The organism is Bacillus sp. AY3-1, assembly GCF_008368785.1.
Lineage (GTDB): Bacteria > Bacillota > Bacilli > Bacillales > Bacillaceae_G > Bacillus_A > Bacillus_A wiedmannii.
On record NZ_QORZ01000003.1, the window covers coordinates 1 to 23,087 of the forward strand.

At 34.9% G+C, this 23,087-nt stretch carries 25 protein-coding genes, 1 riboswitch and 1 other annotated feature; of the genes, 9 read left to right on the plus strand and 16 right to left on the minus strand.

What is annotated here, in order from left to right:
• Positions 1 to 528: Gly-Xaa-Xaa repeat protein (locus tag DN389_RS01340; RefSeq protein ID WP_149236756.1), on the plus strand; the 528-nt coding region annotated here is incomplete at its 5' end.
• A 195-nt stretch (positions 529 to 723) separates the two neighbouring features.
• Positions 724 to 1,152, plus strand: a complete 429-nt coding sequence (locus tag DN389_RS01345; protein ID WP_001265573.1) for a hypothetical protein — start codon at positions 724 to 726, stop codon at positions 1,150 to 1,152.
• A 126-nt stretch (positions 1,153 to 1,278) separates the two neighbouring features.
• Here the strand turns inward: DN389_RS01345 and DN389_RS01350 are convergent, their stop codons facing one another.
• Positions 1,279 to 3,321, minus strand: a complete 2,043-nt coding sequence (locus DN389_RS01350) for a transglycosylase domain-containing protein (protein ID WP_088083029.1) — start codon at positions 3,319 to 3,321, stop codon at positions 1,279 to 1,281.
• 312 nt (positions 3,322 to 3,633) lie between these two features.
• Between DN389_RS01350 and DN389_RS01355 the strand changes: the two genes are divergently transcribed.
• The 3 genes from DN389_RS01355 to DN389_RS01365 all read left to right on the plus strand — a co-directional run bounded on the left by DN389_RS01355 (position 3,634) and on the right by DN389_RS01365 (position 6,182).
• Positions 3,634 to 4,254: a DUF47 domain-containing protein gene (locus DN389_RS01355; protein WP_000231446.1), complete on the plus strand. Its 621-nt coding sequence runs from the start codon at positions 3,634 to 3,636 to the stop codon at positions 4,252 to 4,254.
• An 11-nt stretch (positions 4,255 to 4,265) separates the two neighbouring features.
• Positions 4,266 to 5,264 carry an inorganic phosphate transporter gene (locus DN389_RS01360; protein WP_000380278.1) on the plus strand — a complete coding sequence of 333 codons (999 nt, stop codon included), beginning with the start codon at positions 4,266 to 4,268 and terminating at the stop codon, positions 5,262 to 5,264.
• 117 nt (positions 5,265 to 5,381) lie between these two features.
• Positions 5,382 to 6,182, plus strand: a complete 801-nt coding sequence (locus DN389_RS01365) for a sulfite exporter TauE/SafE family protein (RefSeq protein ID WP_000455764.1) — start codon at positions 5,382 to 5,384, stop codon at positions 6,180 to 6,182.
• Positions 6,183 to 6,475: 293 nt separating this feature from the next.
• Here DN389_RS01365 and DN389_RS01370 read toward each other — a convergent pair whose 3' ends face one another.
• Positions 6,476 to 6,703: a hypothetical protein gene (locus DN389_RS01370; RefSeq protein WP_000882907.1), complete on the minus strand. Its 228-nt coding sequence runs from the start codon at positions 6,701 to 6,703 to the stop codon at positions 6,476 to 6,478.
• A 169-nt stretch (positions 6,704 to 6,872) separates the two neighbouring features.
• Here DN389_RS01370 and DN389_RS01375 point away from each other — a divergent pair, with 169 nt between their 5' ends.
• Positions 6,873 to 7,385 (plus strand): Crp/Fnr family transcriptional regulator, encoded by a 513-nt coding sequence (locus DN389_RS01375; protein WP_098802272.1) that lies wholly within the window; start codon positions 6,873 to 6,875, stop codon positions 7,383 to 7,385.
• Between the two features lie 31 nt (positions 7,386 to 7,416).
• Here the strand turns inward: DN389_RS01375 and hmpA are convergent, their stop codons facing one another.
• From hmpA to DN389_RS01390, 3 genes are all read right to left on the minus strand, one after another.
• A complete protein-coding gene (gene hmpA / locus DN389_RS01380; RefSeq protein ID WP_046955239.1) occupies positions 7,417 to 8,625 on the minus strand; it encodes an NO-inducible flavohemoprotein in 1,209 nt (402 codons plus the stop codon).
• A gap of 159 nt (positions 8,626 to 8,784) precedes the next feature.
• Complete coding sequence (locus tag DN389_RS01385) at positions 8,785 to 9,303, minus strand: hypothetical protein (RefSeq protein WP_098189726.1); 519 nt, start codon at positions 9,301 to 9,303, stop codon at positions 8,785 to 8,787.
• Between the two features lie 114 nt (positions 9,304 to 9,417).
• Positions 9,418 to 10,515 carry a site-2 protease family protein gene (locus DN389_RS01390; RefSeq protein WP_088121725.1) on the minus strand — a complete coding sequence of 366 codons (1,098 nt, stop codon included), beginning with the start codon at positions 10,513 to 10,515 and terminating at the stop codon, positions 9,418 to 9,420.
• A 150-nt stretch (positions 10,516 to 10,665) separates the two neighbouring features.
• Between DN389_RS01390 and DN389_RS01395 the strand changes: the two genes are divergently transcribed.
• Entirely contained in the window at positions 10,666 to 10,863 is a 198-nt protein-coding gene (locus DN389_RS01395; RefSeq protein WP_001053356.1) for a hypothetical protein, read from the plus strand.
• A gap of 106 nt (positions 10,864 to 10,969) precedes the next feature.
• Here DN389_RS01395 and DN389_RS01400 read toward each other — a convergent pair whose 3' ends face one another.
• Entirely contained in the window at positions 10,970 to 11,821 is an 852-nt protein-coding gene (locus tag DN389_RS01400) for a YhfM domain-containing protein (RefSeq protein WP_097857400.1), read from the minus strand.
• 108 nt (positions 11,822 to 11,929) lie between these two features.
• Between DN389_RS01400 and DN389_RS01405 the strand changes: the two genes are divergently transcribed.
• Positions 11,930 to 12,706, plus strand: coding sequence for a class I SAM-dependent methyltransferase (locus DN389_RS01405; protein WP_149236757.1), 777 nt, complete (start codon positions 11,930 to 11,932; stop codon positions 12,704 to 12,706).
• 39 nt (positions 12,707 to 12,745) lie between these two features.
• Here DN389_RS01405 and DN389_RS01410 read toward each other — a convergent pair whose 3' ends face one another.
• The gene (locus DN389_RS01410) at positions 12,746 to 12,955 is read right to left on the minus strand and encodes a hypothetical protein (RefSeq protein WP_000880630.1); all 210 of its coding nucleotides are present in this window, start codon (positions 12,953 to 12,955) and stop codon (positions 12,746 to 12,748) included.
• A 271-nt stretch (positions 12,956 to 13,226) separates the two neighbouring features.
• Positions 13,227 to 13,485, plus strand: a binding site (T-box leader).
• 56 nt (positions 13,486 to 13,541) lie between these two features.
• On the opposite strand from DN389_RS01410, the gene brnQ3 reads away from it, so the two are divergent.
• On the plus strand, positions 13,542 to 14,897 hold the full coding sequence (brnQ3, locus tag DN389_RS01415; protein ID WP_098189724.1) for a branched-chain amino acid transport system II carrier protein BrnQ3: 1,356 nt from the start codon (positions 13,542 to 13,544) through the stop codon (positions 14,895 to 14,897).
• A 22-nt stretch (positions 14,898 to 14,919) separates the two neighbouring features.
• Here brnQ3 and DN389_RS01420 read toward each other — a convergent pair whose 3' ends face one another.
• The 9 genes from DN389_RS01420 to gltP all read right to left on the minus strand — a co-directional run bounded on the left by DN389_RS01420 (position 14,920) and on the right by gltP (position 22,647).
• The gene (locus DN389_RS01420) at positions 14,920 to 15,258 is read right to left on the minus strand and encodes a DUF3922 domain-containing protein (RefSeq protein WP_142306178.1); all 339 of its coding nucleotides are present in this window, start codon (positions 15,256 to 15,258) and stop codon (positions 14,920 to 14,922) included.
• 56 nt (positions 15,259 to 15,314) lie between these two features.
• The gene (locus DN389_RS01425; RefSeq protein WP_000598709.1) at positions 15,315 to 15,947 is read right to left on the minus strand and encodes a response regulator; all 633 of its coding nucleotides are present in this window, start codon (positions 15,945 to 15,947) and stop codon (positions 15,315 to 15,317) included.
• Positions 15,944 to 16,999, minus strand: a complete 1,056-nt coding sequence (locus DN389_RS01430; RefSeq protein WP_088121721.1) for a sensor histidine kinase — start codon at positions 16,997 to 16,999, stop codon at positions 15,944 to 15,946. Before DN389_RS01430 ends, DN389_RS01425 begins: the two co-directional genes overlap by 4 nt.
• Entirely contained in the window at positions 16,999 to 17,739 is a 741-nt protein-coding gene (gene liaF / locus DN389_RS01435; protein ID WP_000743885.1) for a cell wall-active antibiotics response protein LiaF, read from the minus strand. The genes DN389_RS01430 and liaF overlap by 1 nt, the downstream gene beginning before the upstream one ends.
• Positions 17,740 to 17,845: 106 nt before the next feature.
• Positions 17,846 to 18,508, minus strand: coding sequence for a PspA/IM30 family protein (locus DN389_RS01440; protein ID WP_046958185.1), 663 nt, complete (start codon positions 18,506 to 18,508; stop codon positions 17,846 to 17,848).
• A 56-nt stretch (positions 18,509 to 18,564) separates the two neighbouring features.
• Positions 18,565 to 18,921, minus strand: coding sequence for a lmo0954 family membrane protein (locus DN389_RS01445; protein ID WP_060489551.1), 357 nt, complete (start codon positions 18,919 to 18,921; stop codon positions 18,565 to 18,567).
• Positions 18,922 to 19,150: 229 nt separating this feature from the next.
• Positions 19,151 to 20,467 (minus strand): Na+/H+ antiporter NhaC family protein, encoded by a 1,317-nt coding sequence (locus tag DN389_RS01450; RefSeq protein ID WP_088121720.1) that lies wholly within the window; start codon positions 20,465 to 20,467, stop codon positions 19,151 to 19,153.
• 94 nt (positions 20,468 to 20,561) lie between these two features.
• Positions 20,562 to 20,667: riboswitch (SAM riboswitch) on the minus strand.
• Between the two features lie 120 nt (positions 20,668 to 20,787).
• A complete protein-coding gene (locus DN389_RS01455; RefSeq protein WP_098189723.1) occupies positions 20,788 to 21,306 on the minus strand; it encodes a ribonuclease FAU-1 family protein in 519 nt (172 codons plus the stop codon).
• 66 nt (positions 21,307 to 21,372) lie between these two features.
• Positions 21,373 to 22,647: a glutamate/aspartate:proton symporter GltP gene (gltP, locus tag DN389_RS01460; RefSeq protein WP_088121718.1), complete on the minus strand. Its 1,275-nt coding sequence runs from the start codon at positions 22,645 to 22,647 to the stop codon at positions 21,373 to 21,375.
• Positions 22,648 to 23,087 lie beyond the last annotated feature (440 nt).

The window sequence follows — 23,087 nt, forward strand, 5'->3', positions numbered from 1 at the left end:
GCTACTGGTGCTCAAGGTCCAGCTGGCGCTACAGGCGCTACTGGTGCTCAAGGTCCAGCTGGCGCTCAAGGTGCTACTGGTGCTCAAGGTGCTACTGGTGCTACTGGCGCAACAGGTGCAGCGGGTACTCCAATTCCTGTAACTATCGCAGCTATCGGAAACTCAAATCCACAAACTATATCCCCTGGAACAAACATCCAATTCAATCAAGTTTTTGAATTAACTAATATCTCTTTCAACGATACTTCAGATACTTTAACAATTTTAGAAACAGGCGTATATGATATTAGTTTCTCAGCGTCTACAACTTTCCCAGGATCTTCACCATTCGGATTCGGTATTTCATTCAATGGCCAACCACCTAATCGTAACTTCTCAACTAACGTTATCGGTAGTGCTGTTTCTTTCTCTACAATCGTTACTTTACAAGCTGGTACAACGATTGCTGTACAGCCTACAGCAAACACTATTTCTATTCCTAACACAGGCGATACAACTGCAACACTATCCGTATTCCGAATTTACTAATTTTCAATCAATAAGTATATTTATAATAATATGTATCGTTTAACCGTGCATTAAATCTCTCTTTATATAGAAAGGAGCACTTATTTGGGAGGATAAGTGCTCCTTCTTTACGTTTCTTTACCTCAAATTTACTCTATCTTAATCCTCATTTTGTATGATAAATAGTGAAGTCAAAGATATGAAAGAGGGATGAAAATGAGAGTTATGTCACTAATACGCATTTGGTTTTCTCTTATGGTATGCATTATTTTATGTGTAGGATTTTTTTTAACTCTAAAATATTCCACTATATCAAAAGCAGAGAGAAAAACTGTTCCATACAAACTTTTGTATACAAAACAAAGCAACATCCCTTATTCCAATACCACAAAGAATGAAAAAAAGGTTATAAAAGGAATGCTTATTACGAAAGCTTCTAGTTCCGAAGCGTTACTTCAAATTGCTGAAACGATTAAAGATCAGTATACAAATAAAAAAATCGATGAAATCACACTTTCTATCCACAATGAAAACAATGGTAATTACGAAGAAGAATTACTTTACGAGCCTATTAGTAAAGGAAAAATAATCGTCACATACGATTCTCAATCCTTTGGCAGTACAAATGTTACACTTAACGAGTAATACTATTTATCCCAATTGATATGGGCTAACAACTCGTAGAGATAGATACAGCTCCTCCCACCGATTAAAAGTTCACTTAATTTCTCATACGAAAAAGAGGCGAATTTCGTTATTCGCCTCTTTCTTTTACCAAAATGAAGGAATCCATTCTTTCACTTTATCAATCCACTCTTGTTGCTCTTCTTTTCTTTGCTGTTCCTCTTCTTTTCTTCTCTTCTCTTCTTCTTTTCTTCGTTTTTCCTCTTCTATTGTATTCAATTGTTTTTTATAATCAGCCTCAGATATGAGCGATAACTGGAATGCTTTTTGAGCTGGATTGGCATTCGCTTTTTTCATAATATCCCGGAACATTGTCGTCGTAATTTGACTCCCCCCTGGAACATAATGATCGCTATCTGTTTTATCAAACCCTACCCAAATCGCACCTACTAAATCTGGTGTGTATCCAACAAACCATGAATCCTTTGCACCGGTGCTTGGTCCATTTACAATTTGAGTAGTTCCTGTCTTACCAGCCGTATCAACATTATTAACTTTCGCCTTTTCGCCCGTTCCCTTTTCGACAACACCTTTTAATAAATATGTCATCTTTTGAGCAATTTTCTCGCTCGTCACTCGTGTCTCTTTCTTATACCACTTTCCAATTGTTTCACCTTCAGCATTTTGTATCTCTCTAATCGCATGAGCTTCCACTTGGACACCATCATTTGCAAATGTACTGTATGCTTGAGCCATTACAAATGGAGAGGTCCCAACATGCATCCCGCCTAAAGCAATTGGATACGTACGATCTTCTGGCACTAATGGAATACTAAATCGCTCTAAAGATTTCAATCCTTTATCCAATCCAATTTGTTCCAATAGCCAAACAGCCGAAACATTGTACGACTTTGCCACGGCTTCATACATTGTCACATCACCGTGAAAAGTGTGATCACTATTTTGCGGTTTATATTCTTTAATATTAAATGGTTCATCTTTTAATATATCGTATACTTCATACCCTTGCTCTAAAGCTGGTACATATACAGCCAGAGGCTTTAACGTTGAGCCAGGTTGTCTTTTTAATTGGGTTGCATGGTTAAACTGTAAAAACTGATACGGTCCTCTACCTCCAACTAAAGCTGGTACACCACCTGTTTTTGGATTCATAAGAACTACACCCGTTTGCATAAGCTGGTCTGAGCCATTATCTTTGAAATAACTCTCATTATTCACAACGTCTTCTACAGCCTGTTGTTTTTTCGGATCAAGCTCTGTGTAAATACGATAACCACCTGCTAAAATTTCATTTTGTGTTAATTCGTACTTGTCCATAGCTTCCCTAACAATATAATCTACATATTGAGAGTATTTCCCCTTGTATTTATCATCCACACCACGTTTTAACACAAGACCGCTCTCTTTTTCTTTATTATACTGTTCGTCAGAAATATATCCTTGCTCTTTCATTAAACTTAATACAACATTACGTCGTTCGATTGACTTATTAAAGTTTTTATATGGTGAATACGCAGACGGTGCTTTAATCAAGCCAGCAATCGTTGCAGCCTCTGAAACCGTTAAATCTTTTACATCTTTATCAAAATAAGATTTAGCTGCCCTTTTTATACCCCAAGCACCTTCACCAAAATAAATTTGGTTCATATACATTTCAATAATTTCATCTTTCGTATACGTACGCTCTATTTTTTTTGTTAAAAAATATTCCTTTATTTTTCGAGAGTATGTGCGGTCTTGTGTCAGAAATACATTTTTCGCAAGTTGTTGTGTAATTGTACTTCCTCCTGCTACAACTTCTCCTGCTGTAATATTTTTAAAAACTGCACTTATAATTCCACTATAGTAAATACCGTGATGGTTAAAAAACTCCTTATCTTCTACTGCAACAATTGCCTGAACCATAATGTCAGGAATATCTTTCCTTTTAACACCTTCTGTTTTAGAAGAAGCTAATTTAGTCGCAACTTCATTATTTGCATCATAAATTAAGGTCGGTTGCGGAACAGCTTGTTTTAATTCAGATATGTCTTGAATAGAAATTATTATATTTATAGCAATAAATAGAGTAGCGAGTAAACTCCCTAATACAATTAATGAATTACGAAATTTCTTCCTCTTGTTGAACCACTCCTGCATTTTTTTTAAGTGAGTGTTCTTCAATTTCATTCGTTCACTTCCTTCGTTTGTTTACACTCTTCTTTTCAAAAGGAAGAATATACCTCCTTTTAAATTTATTATAATAACGTAGTCGTTCCTATAGTGTAAAGCTTTTCTTTCACATTCATACTTTTTGCAAGAAAAGGACATTCTACAAGTAAGATATTCATTATTGATTATTAATATTATTAATACAACAATGAGAGTTATGTTAAGTTTTTGTAAACTTTTCGATAAAATGTTTTAAAAAACGACAGTTTTTTGTTAGAATTGATTAGCCAATATATTTTACATATATTACTTTTGTGGGGGTAACTAATAATGGTATTTAAATCAAAAAAAGATAAATTTTCTGAAATGTTAATGAATGTTTCAGAAAATTTAAAAGAAGGCGCGCAGTTTTTCGTGGAGTATAAAATTAAAAATGCTAGCGATTTAAAAGAGTTTTCTATGCGCATGAAAGAGTATGAGTCAAAAGGTGACTCATTTATTCACGAAATCATTATGGAGCTAAACAAAGCGTTTATTACTCCAATTGAACGTGAGGACATCCTACAACTTGCAATGAGTATGGATGATGTATTAGACGGATTAGATCATAGTGCTGGTCTATTCGAAATGTATTCTATTACAGAAGCTGATGAATACATGATTAAATTCGTTGAAGCAATTAATCAATGTGCGATTGAGATTGCAAATTCTGTTGAACTACTGTCTAAAAAGAAGTTAGTCGACATTCGTACGAACGCGATTAAGATTAAGGATTACGAATCACAATGTGATGATATTCGCCGTCATGCAATTAAGCACTTATTCTCTCGTGAGAAAGATCCGATTAAGATTATTCAATACAAAGAGATTTACGAAGAGCTTGAAGAAGTAGCGGATAGCTGCCAAAGCGTTGCAAACGTATTAGAAACAATTATTATGAAGAACGCGTAAGGAGTTTGATCATGGATACACTCTTGATACTGACCGTTTTAGTAGTCATTTGCGCTTTAGCTTTTGACTTTATCAATGGATTTCACGATACAGCAAACGCTATTGCAACGGCTGTTTCAACGAAAGCTCTAAAGCCTAGACATGCAATTATTATGGCAGCTATTATGAACTTTTTAGGTGCGATGACATTTACAGGTGTAGCAAAAACGATTACAAAAGATATCGTTGATCCATTTGCCTTGCAAAATGGTTCTCTTGTAATTTTAGCTGCTTTGCTTGCGGCAATAGCTTGGAATTTAATTACTTGGTACTACGGTATTCCAAGTAGTTCTTCGCATGCAATTATCGGCTCAATCGCAGGTGCAGCTATCGCTGCTGCCGGTATTAGCTCATTAAATCTTAAAGGGTTCATAAAAATTCTTGAAGCTTTAATCATTTCACCGATTATCGCTTTTGTTATTGGTTATATCGTATACAGTATTTTTAAAGTGGTCTTTAAAAACTTTAATTTAACGAAAACGAACAAAAACTTCCGTTTATTCCAAATTTTCACTGCAGCATTACAAGCTTATACACATGGTACGAATGATGCACAAAAAGCAATGGGAATCATTACGATGGCTCTTATGGCCAATAACTATCATACTTCTGACGACATCCCGTTCTGGGTACAATTATGTTGTGCAATCGCAATGGGTCTTGGTACTTCTGTTGGCGGATGGAAAATTATTAAAACTGTCGGTGGACAAATTATGAAAATTCGTCCTGTAAATGGTGTAGCTGCTGATTTATCATCATCACTTGTTATTTTCGGCGCAACATTCATTCACTTACCGGTTAGTACAACGCACGTTATCTCTTCTTCTATTTTAGGGGTTGGTGCTTCACATCGTGTGAAAGGTGTAAAATGGGGAACTGCAAAACGCATGTTAATTACATGGGTTATTACACTTCCTATTTCAGCTTCGTTAGCTGCATTATTTTTCGCTTTATTACACTTAATCTTTTAATTAAAAGTCGTCTTCCTTATTTTTCTAGGAAGACGACTTTTTTGTGAACAAACCTTTTTCTTATTAAAAAGCGTGTATAATAATTGGTGGATAAGTTATATAGAGGAGTTGGCAATTTTGGAATACATCATGTTACTTTTCATCGGGTTAATCGCCGGGACAGTCGGGAGTCTAGTCGGGCTTGGTGGCGGAATTATTATTGTTCCGTTATTAATCGGATTACACAGTCTATCACCACAACTTGCAGTAGGAACTTCAATGGTAACAGTCGTTTTTACAGGACTATCTTCCACCCTTACTTATATGAAGCATAAACGAGTAGATTACAAAAGTGGACTTATTTTATTTATCGGGAGTGGCCCTGGTGGTATCATCGGCTCGTGGGCAAACAAATTTTTAAACCAAGATACATTTTCTTTATATTTTGGGATTTTCCTTATTTTTGTCTCCATTCTTCTTATGTTACGAGACAAATTAAACCCCCTTTCTTTATCAAATATGACGGTAATTAAGCGTTCTTTTACAGATAACGAAGGAAACACTGTACACTATCAATTTCCACCGCTTCTCGCAATCTTTATCGCCTTTATAGTTGGTTTTATATCTGGATTATTTGGAATTGGCGGCGGTGCCTTACTTGTTCCAGCAATGATGCTACTTTTTGCATTCCCAGCACATATTGCTGTAGCAACTTCGATGTTTATCGTATTTTTATCAGCAATTGTAAGTTCTGCAACTCACATCTCCCTTGGAAATGTCAGCTGGGTTTACGCATTAATTCTTATTCCTGGTGCATGGATTGGCGGGAAAATCGGGGCTTATATTAATACAAAATTAAGTGGTAATGCCGTAATTAATTTATTACGTATCACATTAATTATTCTCGGAACTAGATTAATCATTACTTCTTTTTTATAACGCGTTCTTTTTAGAATGCGTTTTTCTTATACACATGAATATAAAAATCCTCCTAAGAGAACAAATAAAATTAAACAAACACATAATAACATATAATTGGAAATATGTACTTTCTTCAAGTTGACCACTCCTATAACTGCGACTGTTATCTTTATGATAGCGAAAAAATAATTCACTTGCAGTTACAAAGTGCTAACAATGCAAAATCATTTATTACAAATTTTATCCTTATATTTCATTTCTTTGTATATTCTATCGTTTTAATAAAAAAAGATGTCATATTGACATCTTTTTTAGTGAAGAAGTGACCATCCCATAAAATCCTCATGTACTTGGCACGCCCTCTTATCGTTTCGATCATATAATTCAGCATAACTATCTGTTTCTTCATCATAAGCCATCGTATAAATAATTTGGCCGTCTACTTCAACGGATAACACGACTCCACCTTTCATCTCTTCTACATGAATGATAGCATTCGCCGGAATTCTCATATCCGTCATTTTTATCGCATCTAACAATATACTAAACCCCCTACAGCGTATTCATTGCTAGTACTATTACACACTAAATAGTATACTACTGTAATAGCATATATTTCGTCAATGAAATTGCTATTTAAAAGCATATTGTCTTTATACATATACGCTAAAATAGAAGAAATAGAAATGTTTAAATGGGGGGCTAACATTGATTCTACACAAAGGAGATGTACTATTCCGTCAAGGCGAGGACGGTCCTTTATATTTTATAAAAACAGGTTTATTAAAAGTAGTACGGATAGAAGAAGATGGAACACCATTTCTATTCAACATTATCGTTCCAGGTGAAACGATACCTCACCATTCTTTAATTTCACCGAAGGAATATCACGGTACAGCAATCACTTTAATGAAAACAGAAGTTGAACCTATAATTAGTAATGAATGGTACGATCAACTTCAGGCAAATCCTGCATCATATGCAAATATTGCTATGCAACTACAATCAAAATTAAGAATGATGCAACAGCGTATCGATCAATTGACAACCGTCTCTCCGAAAGAACGTCTACATCGTTTACAAGAATGGTTCACACTATATTTAGGTGACATTCCTATATATGAAATATTAACACAAACTGAAATCGGTCAACTCATAGGTATACGCCGTGAAACGGTAAATCGGCTGTTACGAGAACAAATAAAAAACGAGGTAAAATAATACCTCGTTTTTTACTTATTTCAAACTTCATCTATTGTAAGCTTGCTGCTGGACCGAAAAATTCATAATGAATATGCTCTTGTTCCACACCTAAATTAGTTAGTGCAGCATTTATATGCTTCATAAATGGTACAGGACCACAGAAATAAAATTCTGCTTCAGTTGTCGGAATAATAGTTTGTAACCATTCAGCTTCAATGAAACCTTCTTTATCAAAGTTCTTCATTTCCAAATCTTTTTCAGTTGGTGCAGAATAGCAAGTGTATGCTTTAACTTGTTCGTATTCATTATCTACTGCCTCAACGTGTTCTTTCATTGCATGTGTATTACTATTTATCGCTGCATGAACAAAACATACATTACGTTTTGAGTTTTGTTCAATTAACGTATTTAGCATACTCATCATTGGTGTAATACCTACTCCACCACTAATTAGCACAACTGGTAATGTTGAATCCATATTTAATACGAAATCTCCTGCTGGTGCACTTACTGGTAACATATCCCCTTCTTCTACATGATCGTGTAAGTAGTTAGATACTTTACCGTCCGGTGTATCTACACCTTTTTCTTTCTTTACACTAATACGATAATATTCTTTTCCAGGAGCATCTGATAAACTATATTGACGATTATGTGTATACGTTTCACCTTCTATATTTATTTGAATCGTTACATATTGTCCTGGGATGAATGAAGAAACTTGCCCTCCATCTTCAGGTTTTAAATAAAATGATGTAATAACGTCGCTTTCCTTCACTTTTTTAACAACCACAAAGTTACGGAAATCTTTCCATCCACCTTCTTTATGTGCCGCTTCTTCATACATCTCTGCTTCAATGCTAATGAATGCATCAGCAATGACACCATAAGCTTCTCCCCATGCGTTTAAAACTTCATCAGGTGCACCTGCAACCTCTTTAATTGCACGTAGTAAACATGTACCTACAATCGGGTAATGCTCTGCTTTAATACCTAAACTTCTATGCTTATGACCAATTTGTTTTACAACCGGAATAATAGCTTCTAAATTATCAATATACGTTGCAGCTGCATAAACAGCATTCGCTAGCGCTTGTTGTTGTCTTCCCTTTTTCTGATTTGTATGGTTGAAAATATTTAATAACTCCGGATGTTCCGAAAATAAAATTTGATAAAATCTCGTTGTAATTTCAACGCCTTTTTCTTGTAATAATGGTACTGTTGACTTTACGATTTCAATTGTTTTTGCACTTAACATTGTATCCCACTCCTCTATTTCCTTAACTGTTTTTAGTTTAACTGAATTGTATAGTACATATTGTGATTTTAATCACTATTAACACGGTGTTTTTGTGAATAATATATGAACATTGCACTTACAAAAGAAAATAAGCCAACTAGAATTCTAGCTAGCTTATTATTTGGACTGTATAGCTTGTTCAATTACCCTTATATCTTTTCCATCTCCAAACTCTGTATACCCCCAGATGTTCGTTTCACCTCTATATTTATTTACTATAATATCTAAGTCATGGTATACACGATGTGCATAAACTACATACTCAATATTTTGAAGTTCCACACCTTTTTTTACAATTTCATAGCTTCTATTTACATCACGTTTTATTTTTTCATTCTTTATTTCTGTATGTATATTTTTTAAAGACGATTCTTGTTGTTGAAACCATTGTTTAAATTGGTTCCAGTCCCCTTCTGTATAATTCTCTGCTTTACCGTAATTTAAGAAATTATTATAACTTTCATGCGTCATACGAATAAAATCTAGCACTTTTGTCTCTTCTTGCGCATCTTCTATTTGAGCTATTGTACTTACCTCAGCAGACTTATTCGCATAATGTAATAGCAATTTCATAAGACTATAGCTCGCAATGATCATTACGATAATAATCCCGAATACAATTAACAATTTCTTCATATACAGAACTCCTTCTCTACTAAAGATATTACAAAGTATGACTATACTTGTAACATTCTCTCGTAGAAATATAATTCCTGTATAAATTCTTCCTATCATTTCGACAATATTTTTCTATACATTTCTCGTTGGTAAATGTTCTTGTAAAACAATGTACCCTTCATAAGCTGTGTAACCGAGTATAGCCATTAATCCGATATAACAAGCAAAGACTGTCCATTTCGTTTTCATATCAACTTTATAATAGTTTTCCTGTTGTCTCTTTTCTGTCTCCCACTCCTGTAATTTTCTTTCTGACATTTCAAATGCTTCTCTTATATGAATTGTATGCGTTTCTTTTTCATCTTCATATGGAACGTAATCAAGCGGCTCAAACTTTGGTAAAAGATGCTCTAACACTTCAATCTTTTGAAGTTCTCCTACTTTTAATTCTCTCTCTCTTTCTTTTTGCCTTAATATATTTATTTCATGTTGCATCATATATATATTTCGATGCACCGCACCTGTTTCTTTTAACTCCTCTTCAAGCCTTGCAACATATTCTTTCATTCCATCAATTCTATATCCTAATTTCTTAATTGGCTCTTCTCTCTTTATTACTCTATATAATTCCATACAGCCGATAATAAAAATAAATCCTCCCAAAATACTTTTAAAGTAAATGGCATAACCGAGCAATACAATAAGACCCGCTCCCCAAATCTTTGTACTTACAACTGAGATAATTCGTCCACCATCTAATGGAGAAACCGGAATCAAGTTAAAGAAGTTAATCATACTTCCAAGTAAAATAATTAATGCCCAAAATGGCTCTTTCGTTATTATATAAAGTGGAATCGCAGGTAAAAATGACAACAATCCGAAAAGAGGTCCCATGAAGGCGATGTAAGCTTCATCTTTTGCATTTTTCGGCATCTCTTTCATCCCAATAAGAGCGCCCATAAATGGAATAAATATCGCTGGCGATGTTGGTATACCTTTTCTTTTCGCAGCCCATAAATGGCCCATTTCATGAATAAACAACAAATAAATGAGCGCTACCCCAAATTTCCAACCATATATAACCGCGTATGCACCAAGTGATAGAAACATACTAAATACCGTTGAAAACTTTGCTAGTTTAAAAATTGCAAATACCCACTTTAACTTAGAAAGTAAAAATAGCCCTATTGCAACAATAATTCCCCATAATCCTTTTTTATTATTTTTCATATTCCTCTCCTTTATCTCTCATTAATGAATCATATTTATTCATCAAAACTATTCTTTTCTCTATTATGACATATTTTTTTCTATCGTTAGAAATAATGTTTATTTAATCCATTTTTAGCCAAAAATATAAATATAAGGAGGTGTTTGCAAATGAATTTACAATCTCTCATAATAGGCGCTCTATCGTTTTTAGCTTCAACTCTTATTTTTTATACCGTTAGTTACGTATTATTATTAGATTTGTTGCCCAATCACGTATTTATTGCCCTTGTCATCCTTTCCGCTCTTATGATTTCTTTTCTTATTACACGAAAATCAATGAATGAGCCATCTGCAAAAGCAAAGTAATAGAGAGGGGGTTTTTCCCCTCTCTATTATCATTTCCTAGGAAAGGCCATATAAACTTTACTAATTACCTTCATCCCGATCCGTAAGGGCTAATTAAAGTTTCATTTTATCTTTGTAAATCCATTTTTTCACCATACTCTTTAACAATTTGAATAATATTTTGAAAAATACCTATTTTTTCTTTTTTGCTATTTAATATTTTCAAATCATAATTTTCATAATATGTTTCTAATGACTTTAATTGTGATTCTGAAGCATCTTTTACCGGAACAGTAGCATGCAATTCATATTGTTTATACCCTTCCTTTACCTTTTCACCTGAAATTTTTTCACTCTCTTTTGCTCCAATTAATTTTTGAACTTTTTCTGGGAAAACGACTTGTAAATAATACTCTTGTTCCTTCTCTAACTTGTTGTATAGTGATTGTGAAATCGTATACCGCACCGTATAATTCACTTTTTGATCGCCTGCTTTAATATGAAACGCAGTAATCTGCAAATCTTTTTTTGTTACTTCCGTTAAAGGACCTACCTGCATCTCATCTTCTTTTTGTTCTGAAACATTTGGAAATATAGCCAAAAGCTTTTCTGTATCTTTTTTATTCAGCATATACATAGCTTTTTTATATTGTATCCATCCTCTTCTGTCTTCTCCTCTTAGCCACGCATAATATGTTTCTTTTTTTCCACCCCTATTAATTTGTATTTCATATTCCGGTTCACCAAAACTACCTGTTACTTCTTGTTTTTCCGCTTTATCTATAATGTCTATTACTAACTTAGCTTCTGATTCCTGTAACTTTTTCTCTTTATGTTTTTTTTGTATAACGGTTACCCCTATCGTTTCTTTCACTTCATTCACCGTCTCTTCCACTTTTTTTGTTTCTTTTTTTTGCTCTACTTGACCACAAGATGCTAGTAACATAGCAAATAACAACAATACATATTTCCTTTTCAACTTAATCCTCCTTTTACAATAAGAAATTCTTATACTCTTCATATAAAAAACAAAAACGTGACACACTATAAAATACGCTATACTAAGTATTGAAAGGAGGTCTTTTTCATGTCCATTAATTTTCACGATGCAAATAATAAATACACATACGCACAGCGAAACGCCCATATTTCTTGGGGAGAAATGATAAAAAGTTTTACAAATGTACAAAACAAGCAAATAATTGATATCGGCTGTGGTGGCGGGATTTATACGAAAGAACTTGCTCTTATGGGGACCAAAAATGTCATTGGACTTGATTTTTCAAAAGAAATATTACAAGCTGCAAAAGAAAATTGTAGCGGCTTTCCAAATATTTCATTCATTCACGGTGATGCACATAGCGTCCCATATCCTAATGATACATTCGACATTGTTATTTCGCGCGCATTGATTCATCATTTACAAGACATTCCTACATTTCTACGTGAAGCTTCTCGTATATTAAAGAAAAACGGTGTACTTATTGTACAAGACCGAACCATTGAAGATTGTACAATTCCTGGAAGCCCCGAACACATTCGTGGATATTTTTTCTCTACCTTTCCAAAACTCATTGAAATAGAATCAAAAAGGCGGCCAAAAACCACCACGATACAGCAAGAATTACAAAAACATTTTCTTCACGTGTTCCCCTCTCAAACACAATGGGAAGTACGAAAAATACATGATTCTGTAGAAGCATTGCTACAAGATTTATCACCTCGAACAGGTCGATCCATTCTATATGAATTAACAGATCATGAACTTTCTCAACTTCTACAACAGGTCCAGACCGCATTACAAAGCATCTCTCCTATTATCGAAAGAGATCGGTGGACAATTTGGAGCGCCATGAAATTGTAAGGAAGGAAGCCTCACAACATAATGTGAGGCTTCCTTCTTTCATAATCTAATTTTGCAACACTCTTGATATCCTCCACTTCTGGCCTGTGCACTTCCACACTTCGGACATACTAAATATCTAGACTGATTTGTCAACAAACTACCTTTTTGAAAGAGTAAAACTTCTGCTTGTTTAAACGAACGCGAATAATATAACCACATAAAACCAATTATAGCAATAATGCCAAATAATACTCCCATCGCAAGCATTCCAGTCACCTCTTTTGGTTTGTTCTTTCCAGCAAGTGGATTGTTGTATTATTCTCTGTAAATTCAAACAATACCTTCTTTACTCCTATAAATATCAACTTTCTCTATAAGTTTTACAATTCTCTACAAATTTTTACTCCCGTTTTACAATTCACCATTCCCTTTACAATAACGAATATCACATTCGATATTTCCATATATAAATATATCTTTCAAAAAAATGTTGACTTTCAAAAAAAAACATGTGACAATACTGTCAGAATACTTGAATAAAAATTCATTGACGAGAACGAGTACGTTATAGGACTGTCCCCCAGAGAGTTGGCGATTTGCTGAAAGCCAACGTTCAGTGCGTAACCGAAAATCATCTCCGAGAAGTAGAACCGAATGTTACAGTAAGTTCTTACCGGCTGTCCCCCGTTACAAGGAACACGTATCATGTTGTACGTTGTAAAGCCGTATACATATAGACTCATTTCTACATGTATAAATTAGGGTGGTATCGCGGGTAAATATAACTCGTCCCTTTCTTTAGGGACGAGTTTTTTGTGTTCTTACAAATGAATTTAAAAAAGGAGGAAAAACAATGAACACTGTATCAAAAAAACATATTTTTTTCACGGGTCTTATGCTATTTTCTTTATTTTTTGGGGCAGGTAATTTAATTTTCCCTCCCATGCTTGGACAAAATGCAGGTGAAAACTTTTGGCCGGCAATGATTGGATTTTTACTAACAGGAGTCGGTTTACCATTATTAACTGTTATTGCAATCTCTTTATCAGGAAACGGCATGCAACAACTCGCAAGTCATGTTCACCCATTATTCGGAATTTTCTTTACTGTAGTTGTATACATCGCAATCGGTCCTTCTATGGGAATTCCACGCGTTGCAAATGTCGCTTATGAAATGGGTGTTAGTTCTTTCTTACCAGAAACAATTCGTTCTAGTAACCTAGCACTATTTTTATACACAGTCGTCTTCTTCGCTATCGTATTTTGGCTTAGTTTAAATCCATCTAAACTTGTCGATCGCATCGGAAATATTTTAACACCTATTTTATTACTCTCTATTCTCTTACTATTTGTTAAAAGTGTATTTACACCACTCGGGCAATCAGGACCAGCAATGCAAGAGTATCAAACTTCTCCAATCTTCAAAGGCTTTATGGAAGGATACTTAACGATGGATACCATTTCTGCGCTTGCATTTGGAATTATCGTTGTAAATGCCATTCGCTCTAAAGGTGTGAAGGATCGTAAATCCATTGCCATCGCAACAGCGAAAGCAGGACTTATTGCCGCTACTGGTCTCGTACTTGTATATGGTGCACTTGGCTGGCTCGGTGCAACTAGCGTCTCGCTCGGATATGCACAAAATGGCGGACAATTACTTACTGTTATCGTACAGCAATTATTCGGTCCATACGGTTTACTTCTATTATCTCTAATCGTTACACTCGCTTGTCTAACAACTTGTGTTGGACTTGTATCTGCGTGTAGTCAATATTTCTCAACATTATTGACTAAATTTTCATACAAAATGTTCGCGAGTATCATTTGTGCATTAGGATTATTAGTTGCCAACTTAGGTTTAACGAAAATTATTGCCATCTCTGTTCCAATTCTACTTGTTGTATATCCAGTTGCAATTGTACTCGTTCTACTATCGTTACTTCATAAATATTTCGGTGGATATCGCTCTGTTTATGTAGGTGCTTTAATTGGAGCAGCAATCGTAAGCGTATTTGACGGATTAAAACAAGGTGGTATTTCAGTTTCATTTATCACACCATATTTTGAATTTATCCCTTTATATAATGAAGGAATTGGCTGGCTAATACCAGCATTAGCCGGGGCTATTATCGGCTTTACAATCGCTAAGTTAAGCGGTGCGAAAAAAGTTCCCTTAATAACCGATTCCCGCGAAGTAAAAGCATCCTAAAAAACTCCCGAAAGGGAGTTTTTTACTTTTGATAAGCAGTATGATTAAAACTGCTTATTTTATACGCTTTCGTATAATATTCGATATTTGTATCCACTGTTTCTACTTTGACAACATCGTAGCAATCTTCTTGCTTTACTAAAAATAAATAGTACTCTTCTTTCGCCTCAACAATTGCAATTTTATCTGTTTCAACATTATATTGTTCACAAAGCGCTTGTAATGCGTTCACATAATCCCCTAATTTTTTAGACTTATCCATGCCAAATATCGTTTGAACTAACATACACTCTCTCCCCTTTGTATGTATTGTTAACAACTCAATGATAACGCTTACATTTATTAACGTCAATAAAAAGATTTGGCGTAAACTAATAATCAGTGGAATAGCCCCCCACTGATTAAAGTTTCACTTTATCATTTCGTCAATTGATGTCTAAACGCATAAATAACCGCCTGTGTCCGGTCACTTACATTTAGCTTATTTAAAATATTACTCACATGTGTCTTTACTGTTTTGAGAGCAATAAACAATTCATCTGCAATCTCTTGATTACTTTTCCCCTCTGCAATTAATAACAAAATTTCAGACTCTCTTTCTGTTAACTCCTCATGCAAAGGTTGTTCTTTCTTCTGACGCATACGAGACATCATTTTACCAGTAACTTTCGGCTCTAATACCGTTTCTCCATCATAAGTAGCTCGTACAGCGTCTGCTATATCACTTGCTCTTGATGTTTTTAATAAATAACTTGTCGCTCCAGCCTCAATAACAGGGTACAATTTCTCATCATCTAAAAAGCTCGTTACAACTACAATTTTCGCTTCTGGCCATTCCTGAATAATAGCACGTGTTGCTTCAACCCCATCCATCTCATCCATGACAAGGTCCATCAAAATAATATCTGGTCTTAATTGCAGTGCTAACTCTGAACCTTTTCTTCCATTTTCAGCTTCTCCAACTACTTCGATATCTGGCTGCGTTGATAAATATGCTGATACACCCATTCGAACCATTTCATGATCATCGACAAGTAACACTTTTATCATGATTCTCCCCCTTTCTCAATCATAATCGGTACTTTTACTTCTATTTGCGTCCCTTTAGCGGGGAAACTAAGTACTTTTAATGTCCCACCAATTTCATGAACACGCTCTTGCATTGATCTTAAACCATATGAACCAGCCTTATTCACTCCGACTTCAAATCCAACGCCATCATCAATAATTTTTAGAATTGCATATTGATCAATTTTCCGCAGACGTACTTCCGTTTTCTTCGCTTTCGCATGTCGTAAAGTATTGGATAAAGCTTCTTGCACAATACGAAATAAATGATCTTCTACACCTTTTTTCAATTCTATTGGCTCGATTAGCCATTCAATTTTCATATGTTGCTTTCGCGATAATTCCGTCAATAATTCCTCTATACCCTGTGTCAGTTTCTTACCTTCTAATTGTACAGGCCGTAAATGAAGAAGCAATGCTCTCATTTCTGATTGTGCATTTACAACCATATTTTCAACGAGCTGCAACTGCTTGTTTGTCGTTTCTGGAATTTCAGCTACTTGTTCATTAATAGCCGACATCATCATCGACATTGCAAAAAGCTGCTGACTTACAGAATCATGCAGCTCCCTCGCCAATCGATGCCTTTCTTGGGATATCGCTTCTTGTCTCATCTCTTCATTCCAATGAGCTCGTTCATTCGTTACTTTTTGAAAGAGTCCAGCTTGCTCCTCTAATCGACGAGCAAGACCGATTACTTTTCGTTCTACTTCATGAAATTCATCATCTGCAGTAAACGAAACATCGCTCGGAAAATTCCCTCGCTCCACTTCAAATAGAAAAGTATTTAATCCTTGTATACGCTGCTCTATATAGTAACCGATTGCATATCCTACAATTCCCCCGATAAGTAAACTTGTAGTCATAATAAACAAGCCAATTGGAACAGAAGCGATGGATTCCTTCCATAATAAATCATACACTTGTTGCTCGCTTTTCCATACATATACAATTGTACAAATGAGTGCAATACTAACGGAAGACAACATAGAATAACGAATATACATCCACGAAATATTTTTTTGTTTCTTCATTATACTTTCCTCACTTCCGTATCGCCTACGACAAGCGAAGAAATAATTTTAATACGACGAGGAGCTTCTTTATACTGCTCTGTTCTAAATGTAACATTACGATTAAATCCTGTCTCTTCATGTCCTGGCAGGAGCACACGTCCGACAATAACAGAATGATTTAAAGACAACTCAATATCATATGGCACGTATAAACGAATATTACCAACGATACCTCGGATAACAATTACCGTTTCTCCTTCTGGAATCATAGCAGTTGTTAAATCTATTTCCACATCACAAGCACCATATTGAACATTAATATCCTCAAGTTCATAAATATGATCCATCATTCGCACATTACCTACAAACATGTTTTTTAAATATGGTTCTGTACGATAAATTTGCTTCTCTTCATCTATATATCCTTTTTCTTTAATTTCAACCTTCATTGCTTTTTTCTGATGTCCTTGTTGAATCAATTGATAACCAATTAAAGCTAAACAAGCAAAGACGACAAGAACAAATGCTGCTGATGAAAATAAGAAGAATAAAAATACGATACCACCAACAAATAAAAAGACATTTCCCCTTACATAACGATTCTTCTTACGATAATGCCTTCCAAACATAAGCATAATAAATGCAAAAATGAGACCACCTGGTTCAAAATGTCCAAGTATCATATCAAGAAAAAGACCGAATCCAAATATGATGAGGAGCATCCCCATTAATTGTGTTTTTGAAAATTGTTTCTTCATTTCAGCTCCCCCCTTCTTGTTACATATACATAGAAGAAAAGGCATTGCTTTCCAACACCTTTTCTCCTATCACTATATCATAAGCCTGTTTTATAATATACTACTATTATTTTGTTAACTCTTTCGTTAACGATACATCATTCTTCTCTTTCATTTCACGCTCAAGCTTTGCAATCTTCATATCAAATGTGTCACGTTCATGCTCCTCATTTATACGAGATTCTAAGTCGCGAATATGATCTTCAATTTCTTCAAAGCGTAAGAACGGATTATTTTCATCCATTTTATGCATCGCTGTATTCATACGACGATTTGCATGTGCCATATTTTCACGTGCCATTAATTCCATACGTTTTGCGTGCATTTCTTTTAATTTATTTTTCATCTCAGCAAGACGACGCTCTAACTCATCAATTTGATCTACAACACCTGCATACATTTCTTCTAATCGAGTTACTTGCCCTTCATAATACGCTACTTCTTCTAACGCACGCTCATGTAGTTGTAATTCGCCTGCTTCTTGAGCGACGATCGCTTGCTTTGATCTTTTATTAACGAAATAACGTGCTTGCTCAAGCTCACGAGCGAAATTAGATTTTAATGTTTTGTGGCGCTCAATTAACTTCTCAATTTTTGTTATTTCACGCTCACTATCGCGTAAATATTGGTTTAACATCGCGATTGGATTTTTTCTTTCTTTCTCATCTAACACATTATGAAAATCTGCTAAAATTGCCTCGCGTACACGTCCGAATAAAGATTGTTTCATTATAATCTTCCTCTCTTCTACTTTATCAATTTAATTTGGTTTTTATTAATTTTTTATTAGTTTTTCATTAACTTGTTCCACTCATCTTCAAAGTTGCTATATGGTTTAGAACTTTCTGGTGCAGAATCAACAACTACATTTTTTTCTTTTTTCCACTCACGGTATCCGTAGTATAAAACTGCTAATGCTGCGATACCGATTAATGCTGGGGAATGAGAAAGGGCGATGGACAAGCCGATTAAACCAACAATACCCCAAGCTAACTTTCCAAAAAATGATTGTGCTCGCACAAATGATTTATAGCTCCAGTACACAACTCCTGCTCCAATTGCGAATCCTATAATACCAGCAAGACTGCCAAGAGCAATTAAAGCTAAAATACCAGCCGCGATAAACGCTAGAAATTGTTTCATCTTGTGCTTGCCTCCCTTCGATTTGATACTCTTATCTTAACTATTTTTTCACTTTTCCATAACGAGCTTAAGAACCGTTTTCGACTCAGACTTAAGACTGAGTTGCATTCAGCCTTTTGTAAAAATATGCGGTAGGATAGGATGATTCACTCTTTTATCGCACATAAAAAGCCGTACAGAGAACATTCTCTGTACGGCTTTCGTTACTATTCATAAACTTCATTTTAAATTATGCTGTTTTGTGATACTCTTTCTTTCCCGCTACTTTAGAAAACCTCGGGAAACCAATTAATATAGAAATAATTCCACATACTCCAACTAAGATCGGATAAAACGCATATGGTAACAATTCAATCGGAGATAACGCCGCAAATCCTGCTGCCGTTAACATTTGCGCACCATACGGAATTAACCCTTGCACACAACATGAGAAAAGATCTAATACACTCGCTGATTTACGAGGATCAATTTCATATTGATCTGCAATGTTTTTCGCAAGTGGACCTGTAAAAATAATAGAAATCGTATTATTCGCTGTACACATATTCGTCATACCTACTAAACCAGCGATACCGAACTCTGCTCCTTTTTTCGAACGAATGTTACGCGTTAAAATATTCATTAAATATTGAATACCACCATTATATTGAATCAGTTCGACCATACCACCAATTAAAATAGCAAGTAATACTAACTCCATCATACCGCCCATTCCAGTCGTTACACTTTTAAAGAAACTCTCTAACGTGTAACTTCCATCTAAAAGACCTATAACGCCGGATAGTACAGTTCCACCAGTTAACACAATAAGTACATTCCAACCAAGCAATGCTGTAATAAGTACTCCTGCATACGGTAAAATCTTTATCCAGTCAAAGCTATGCGCTTTAATCTGCGTATCGCTCCCTAAAGTAATGATTACTAATAGTACAATTGTAATCATAGCCGCTGGTAATACAATTAAAAAGTTCGTTTTAAACTTATCTTTCATTTCTGTTCCTTGTGAGCGTACAGCTGCGATTGTTGTATCTGAAATAAATGATAAATTATCACCAAACATCGCTCCGCCAACAACGGTAGCCATCGTAAGTGCAATGGAGATATCAGTTTGCCCACTAATACCTACAGCAATTGGTGCTAATGCAGCAATTGTTCCCATTGAAGTTCCCATTGCTAATGAAATAAATGCCCCTATAACAAAAATTCCAGCTACGATAAATCCTTGCGGTAAAATGGATAACGCTAAGTTAACTGTAGAATCAACGCCGCCCATCCCTTTTGCCGTTTCAGAAAACGCTCCTGCCAGTACAAAAATTAAAACCATAATCATAATATCCGGGTTCCCTGCACCTTTAGCGAATCGTTCTACTTTTACATTAAAACTTTCTTTACGATTCATTGTTAAAGCGACTCCTACAGCAATTGAAATTGCTACAAGTATCGGCAATTTATAGAAATCACCTGTAATAATTCCAGAACCAATAAATAGCGCCAAAAATATCCCAAGTGGTAATAAAGCCAAACCATTTCCTCTCGTTTCTTTCAAAGTACCATCTCTCCCTAGTTTCAACCTTTTTCTAATGAATAACAAAAGACCTCTTCCAATGAGAAGAGGTCTTATACATCTATAAGGAACGCTCTTCTCATCTTTCAAGCACATGCTTGCTGGATTTGGCACAGCACTCTGAAATCGAGTCCGCTGCCGAGGCATCGTAGGGCCAGTCCCTCCGCCTCTCTTTATAAGAAGGTTTCATATTTATTTTTTAATAATAATTTCTTCCCTAACTTTACTCGCTTACAAAACAAAAGTCAATTATTTTTCGTATAGATTTTTTTGGTAATTATACAAAAATTTGAATACAACAATCATTTTAACTTTTTGATTTCTTCTTCCAATATTGAAATCCAATAAAATTCACTATTTTTTATTGCATCTATTATCCATTTCGTAGTGTACCAAGCTAACTTATACTCTTCTTTTGTAACATCACCACTTTTATAAGCATCCTCTAGCTCATCTTCATCCAATATATACATTTTACCGTTCGGTAATAACACTACATCTAAATATAAATCATCAAAATACGGTAAACCACGGTCGTCAATTTTATATTCTTTCGCCACATCGATATAATATTGCACTAATTTTTTCTGATCATCTAACATAGCTGTAATCGCAAAGTTTTTCCCGTCTATGAAATATTGAATCCACGTATATTGATTCCCTACAATACAAAGTTTTTTACCATCATATTCTTTACAACTAGGTTCTCTTACCTTTTTTATTTCTAATATTCCTAGCATTCCTTCTTCTACTTGCTTAACCGTATAATCCTTCTCTATTAGTCGCTTCCACGAAGAACCGTCACCATATTTACGTTTCATTACGTCCGCTCCCCTTCTATATAGAAAAGCCCCCACATATTATGTGAGAGCTTGTTCAAATTATAATTAAGCTGCTTGACCTTTTTCAGAAATCTCTTTCAAATAAGCTTGTCCTTTTTCAGCGTCATACTGACCTTCCCACTTAGACATAACTACAGCTGCTAAAGAGTTACCTACAACGTTAACTGCTGTACGAGCCATATCTAAAATACGGTCAATACCAGCGATAAAGGCTAAACCTTCAGCTGGAATACCTACTGTACCAAGTGTCGCTAATAATACAACGAATGATACGCCCGGTACACCCGCAATACCTTTTGATGTAACCATTAATACTAGTAATAATGTAATTTGTTGTGTAATGGATAAATCAATACCGTACATTTGCGCTAAGAAAATAGCTGCAATTGCTTGATATAAAGTTGATCCATCTAAGTTAAATGAATAACCTGTCGGAATAACGAAAGATGTAATTGCCTTCGGACAACCGAACTTCTCCATTTTCTCCATGATTTTCGGTAAAACTGTTTCTGAACTTGCTGTTGAGTATGCTAAGATCAGCTCGTCTTTTAAAATCTTAAAGAATTGGAAAATGTTAATTCCAAATAGTTTCGCTGTAAGTCCTAGTACGACTACAACGAAGAAAATCATCGCACCATATACAACTATGACTAATTTCCCTAACGGAATTAATGAAGATAAACCAAACGTCGAAACTGTTACACCAATTAATGCGAATACACCAAACGGTGCAAATTTCATAACTTGGTTAGTCACGTAAAACATCGCATCTGCTACACCTTGGAAAAATTGAAGAACCGGTCTTCCTCTTTCACCAATTGCTGCTACACCTAAACCAAATAGTACAGAGAAGAAGATAATCGCAAGCATATCGCCCTCAACCAATGATTTCATAATATTCGTTGGAACGATATTCACAAATGTATCTGCAAACGAATGACTTTGTACTTGAGCTGTTGTTTCTGCATATTTAGAAATATCAGTCTTTGTTAATTGATCCATATTCACGCCTTTTCCTGGTTGGAAAATATTCGCTACCAGTAGACCAACAACAATTGCAATTGTTGTAATAATTTCAAAATAAAGAATTGTTTTCCCGCCTAATCGGCCTAGTTTTTTAACATCGCCAACACCAGCAACTCCAACAACAATACTTGCTACAACAATCGGCACAACGATCATTTTAATTAATCGGATAAAAATATCACCAATTGGTTTTAGGTACCCTACAACTGTGCTATCGCCATAAAAAATTGCCCCCACCGCGATACCTAGAGCAAGTCCAATTAAAATTTGCCATGCAAGTCCTATTCTTTTCATATTTGTTGTAACCCCCTCTTCGATGTGTCACTCTACCTCTCATTCTATATTTATAAAACTTGAAATTAAGAGTATTACATATTATTCGACAATTCACTACATTTTGTCCCTGTTAAAAATCATAAATCAAAAAATTAAATCTGACAACAAAATAACTTTTCCTGAACACAAATAATTTTCTTGACAAAAATAAAACCCATGTCAGAAAACCTAACATGAGAACGATTCCTCACTAGTATTTTAGTGGGTTTTCAACTTGAATTTCACTATATAAAATCACGATTGTTTCCCTTTATTTTACAGATAAAATCTAGAATACAACTTTGTTGTACAAACTAAAAAAATAAAATCACCATTACAAATACTGTTGAAAAATGATAAATTCCGACAAAACTTAGCAACTTTATAAAATTTTCTTTACATTATGGTTACAACGATAG

Coding starts and splice junctions, on each gene's coding strand:
- DN389_RS01345 (WP_001265573.1), top strand. CDS start 724: ATGAGAGTTATGTCACTAATACGCATTTGGTTTTCTCTTATGGTATGC.
- DN389_RS01350 (WP_088083029.1), bottom strand. CDS start 3,321: ATGAAATTGAAGAACACTCACTTAAAAAAAATGCAGGAGTGGTTCAAC.
- DN389_RS01355 (WP_000231446.1), top strand. CDS start 3,634: ATGGTATTTAAATCAAAAAAAGATAAATTTTCTGAAATGTTAATGAAT.
- DN389_RS01360 (WP_000380278.1), top strand. CDS start 4,266: ATGGATACACTCTTGATACTGACCGTTTTAGTAGTCATTTGCGCTTTA.
- hmpA (WP_046955239.1), bottom strand. CDS start 8,625: ATGTTAAGTGCAAAAACAATTGAAATCGTAAAGTCAACAGTACCATTA.
- DN389_RS01385 (WP_098189726.1), bottom strand. CDS start 9,303: ATGAAGAAATTGTTAATTGTATTCGGGATTATTATCGTAATGATCATT.
- DN389_RS01390 (WP_088121725.1), bottom strand. CDS start 10,515: ATGAAAAATAATAAAAAAGGATTATGGGGAATTATTGTTGCAATAGGG.
- DN389_RS01395 (WP_001053356.1), top strand. CDS start 10,666: ATGAATTTACAATCTCTCATAATAGGCGCTCTATCGTTTTTAGCTTCA.
- DN389_RS01405 (WP_149236757.1), top strand. CDS start 11,930: ATGTCCATTAATTTTCACGATGCAAATAATAAATACACATACGCACAG.
- DN389_RS01410 (WP_000880630.1), bottom strand. CDS start 12,955: ATGCTTGCGATGGGAGTATTATTTGGCATTATTGCTATAATTGGTTTT.
- brnQ3 (WP_098189724.1), top strand. CDS start 13,542: ATGAACACTGTATCAAAAAAACATATTTTTTTCACGGGTCTTATGCTA.
- DN389_RS01425 (WP_000598709.1), bottom strand. CDS start 15,947: ATGATAAAAGTGTTACTTGTCGATGATCATGAAATGGTTCGAATGGGT.
- DN389_RS01430 (WP_088121721.1), bottom strand. CDS start 16,999: ATGAAGAAACAAAAAAATATTTCGTGGATGTATATTCGTTATTCTATG.
- liaF (WP_000743885.1), bottom strand. CDS start 17,739: ATGAAGAAACAATTTTCAAAAACACAATTAATGGGGATGCTCCTCATC.
- DN389_RS01440 (WP_046958185.1), bottom strand. CDS start 18,508: ATGAAACAATCTTTATTCGGACGTGTACGCGAGGCAATTTTAGCAGAT.
- DN389_RS01445 (WP_060489551.1), bottom strand. CDS start 18,921: ATGAAACAATTTCTAGCGTTTATCGCGGCTGGTATTTTAGCTTTAATT.
- DN389_RS01455 (WP_098189723.1), bottom strand. CDS start 21,306: ATGAAACGTAAATATGGTGACGGTTCTTCGTGGAAGCGACTAATAGAG.
- gltP (WP_088121718.1), bottom strand. CDS start 22,647: ATGAAAAGAATAGGACTTGCATGGCAAATTTTAATTGGACTTGCTCTA.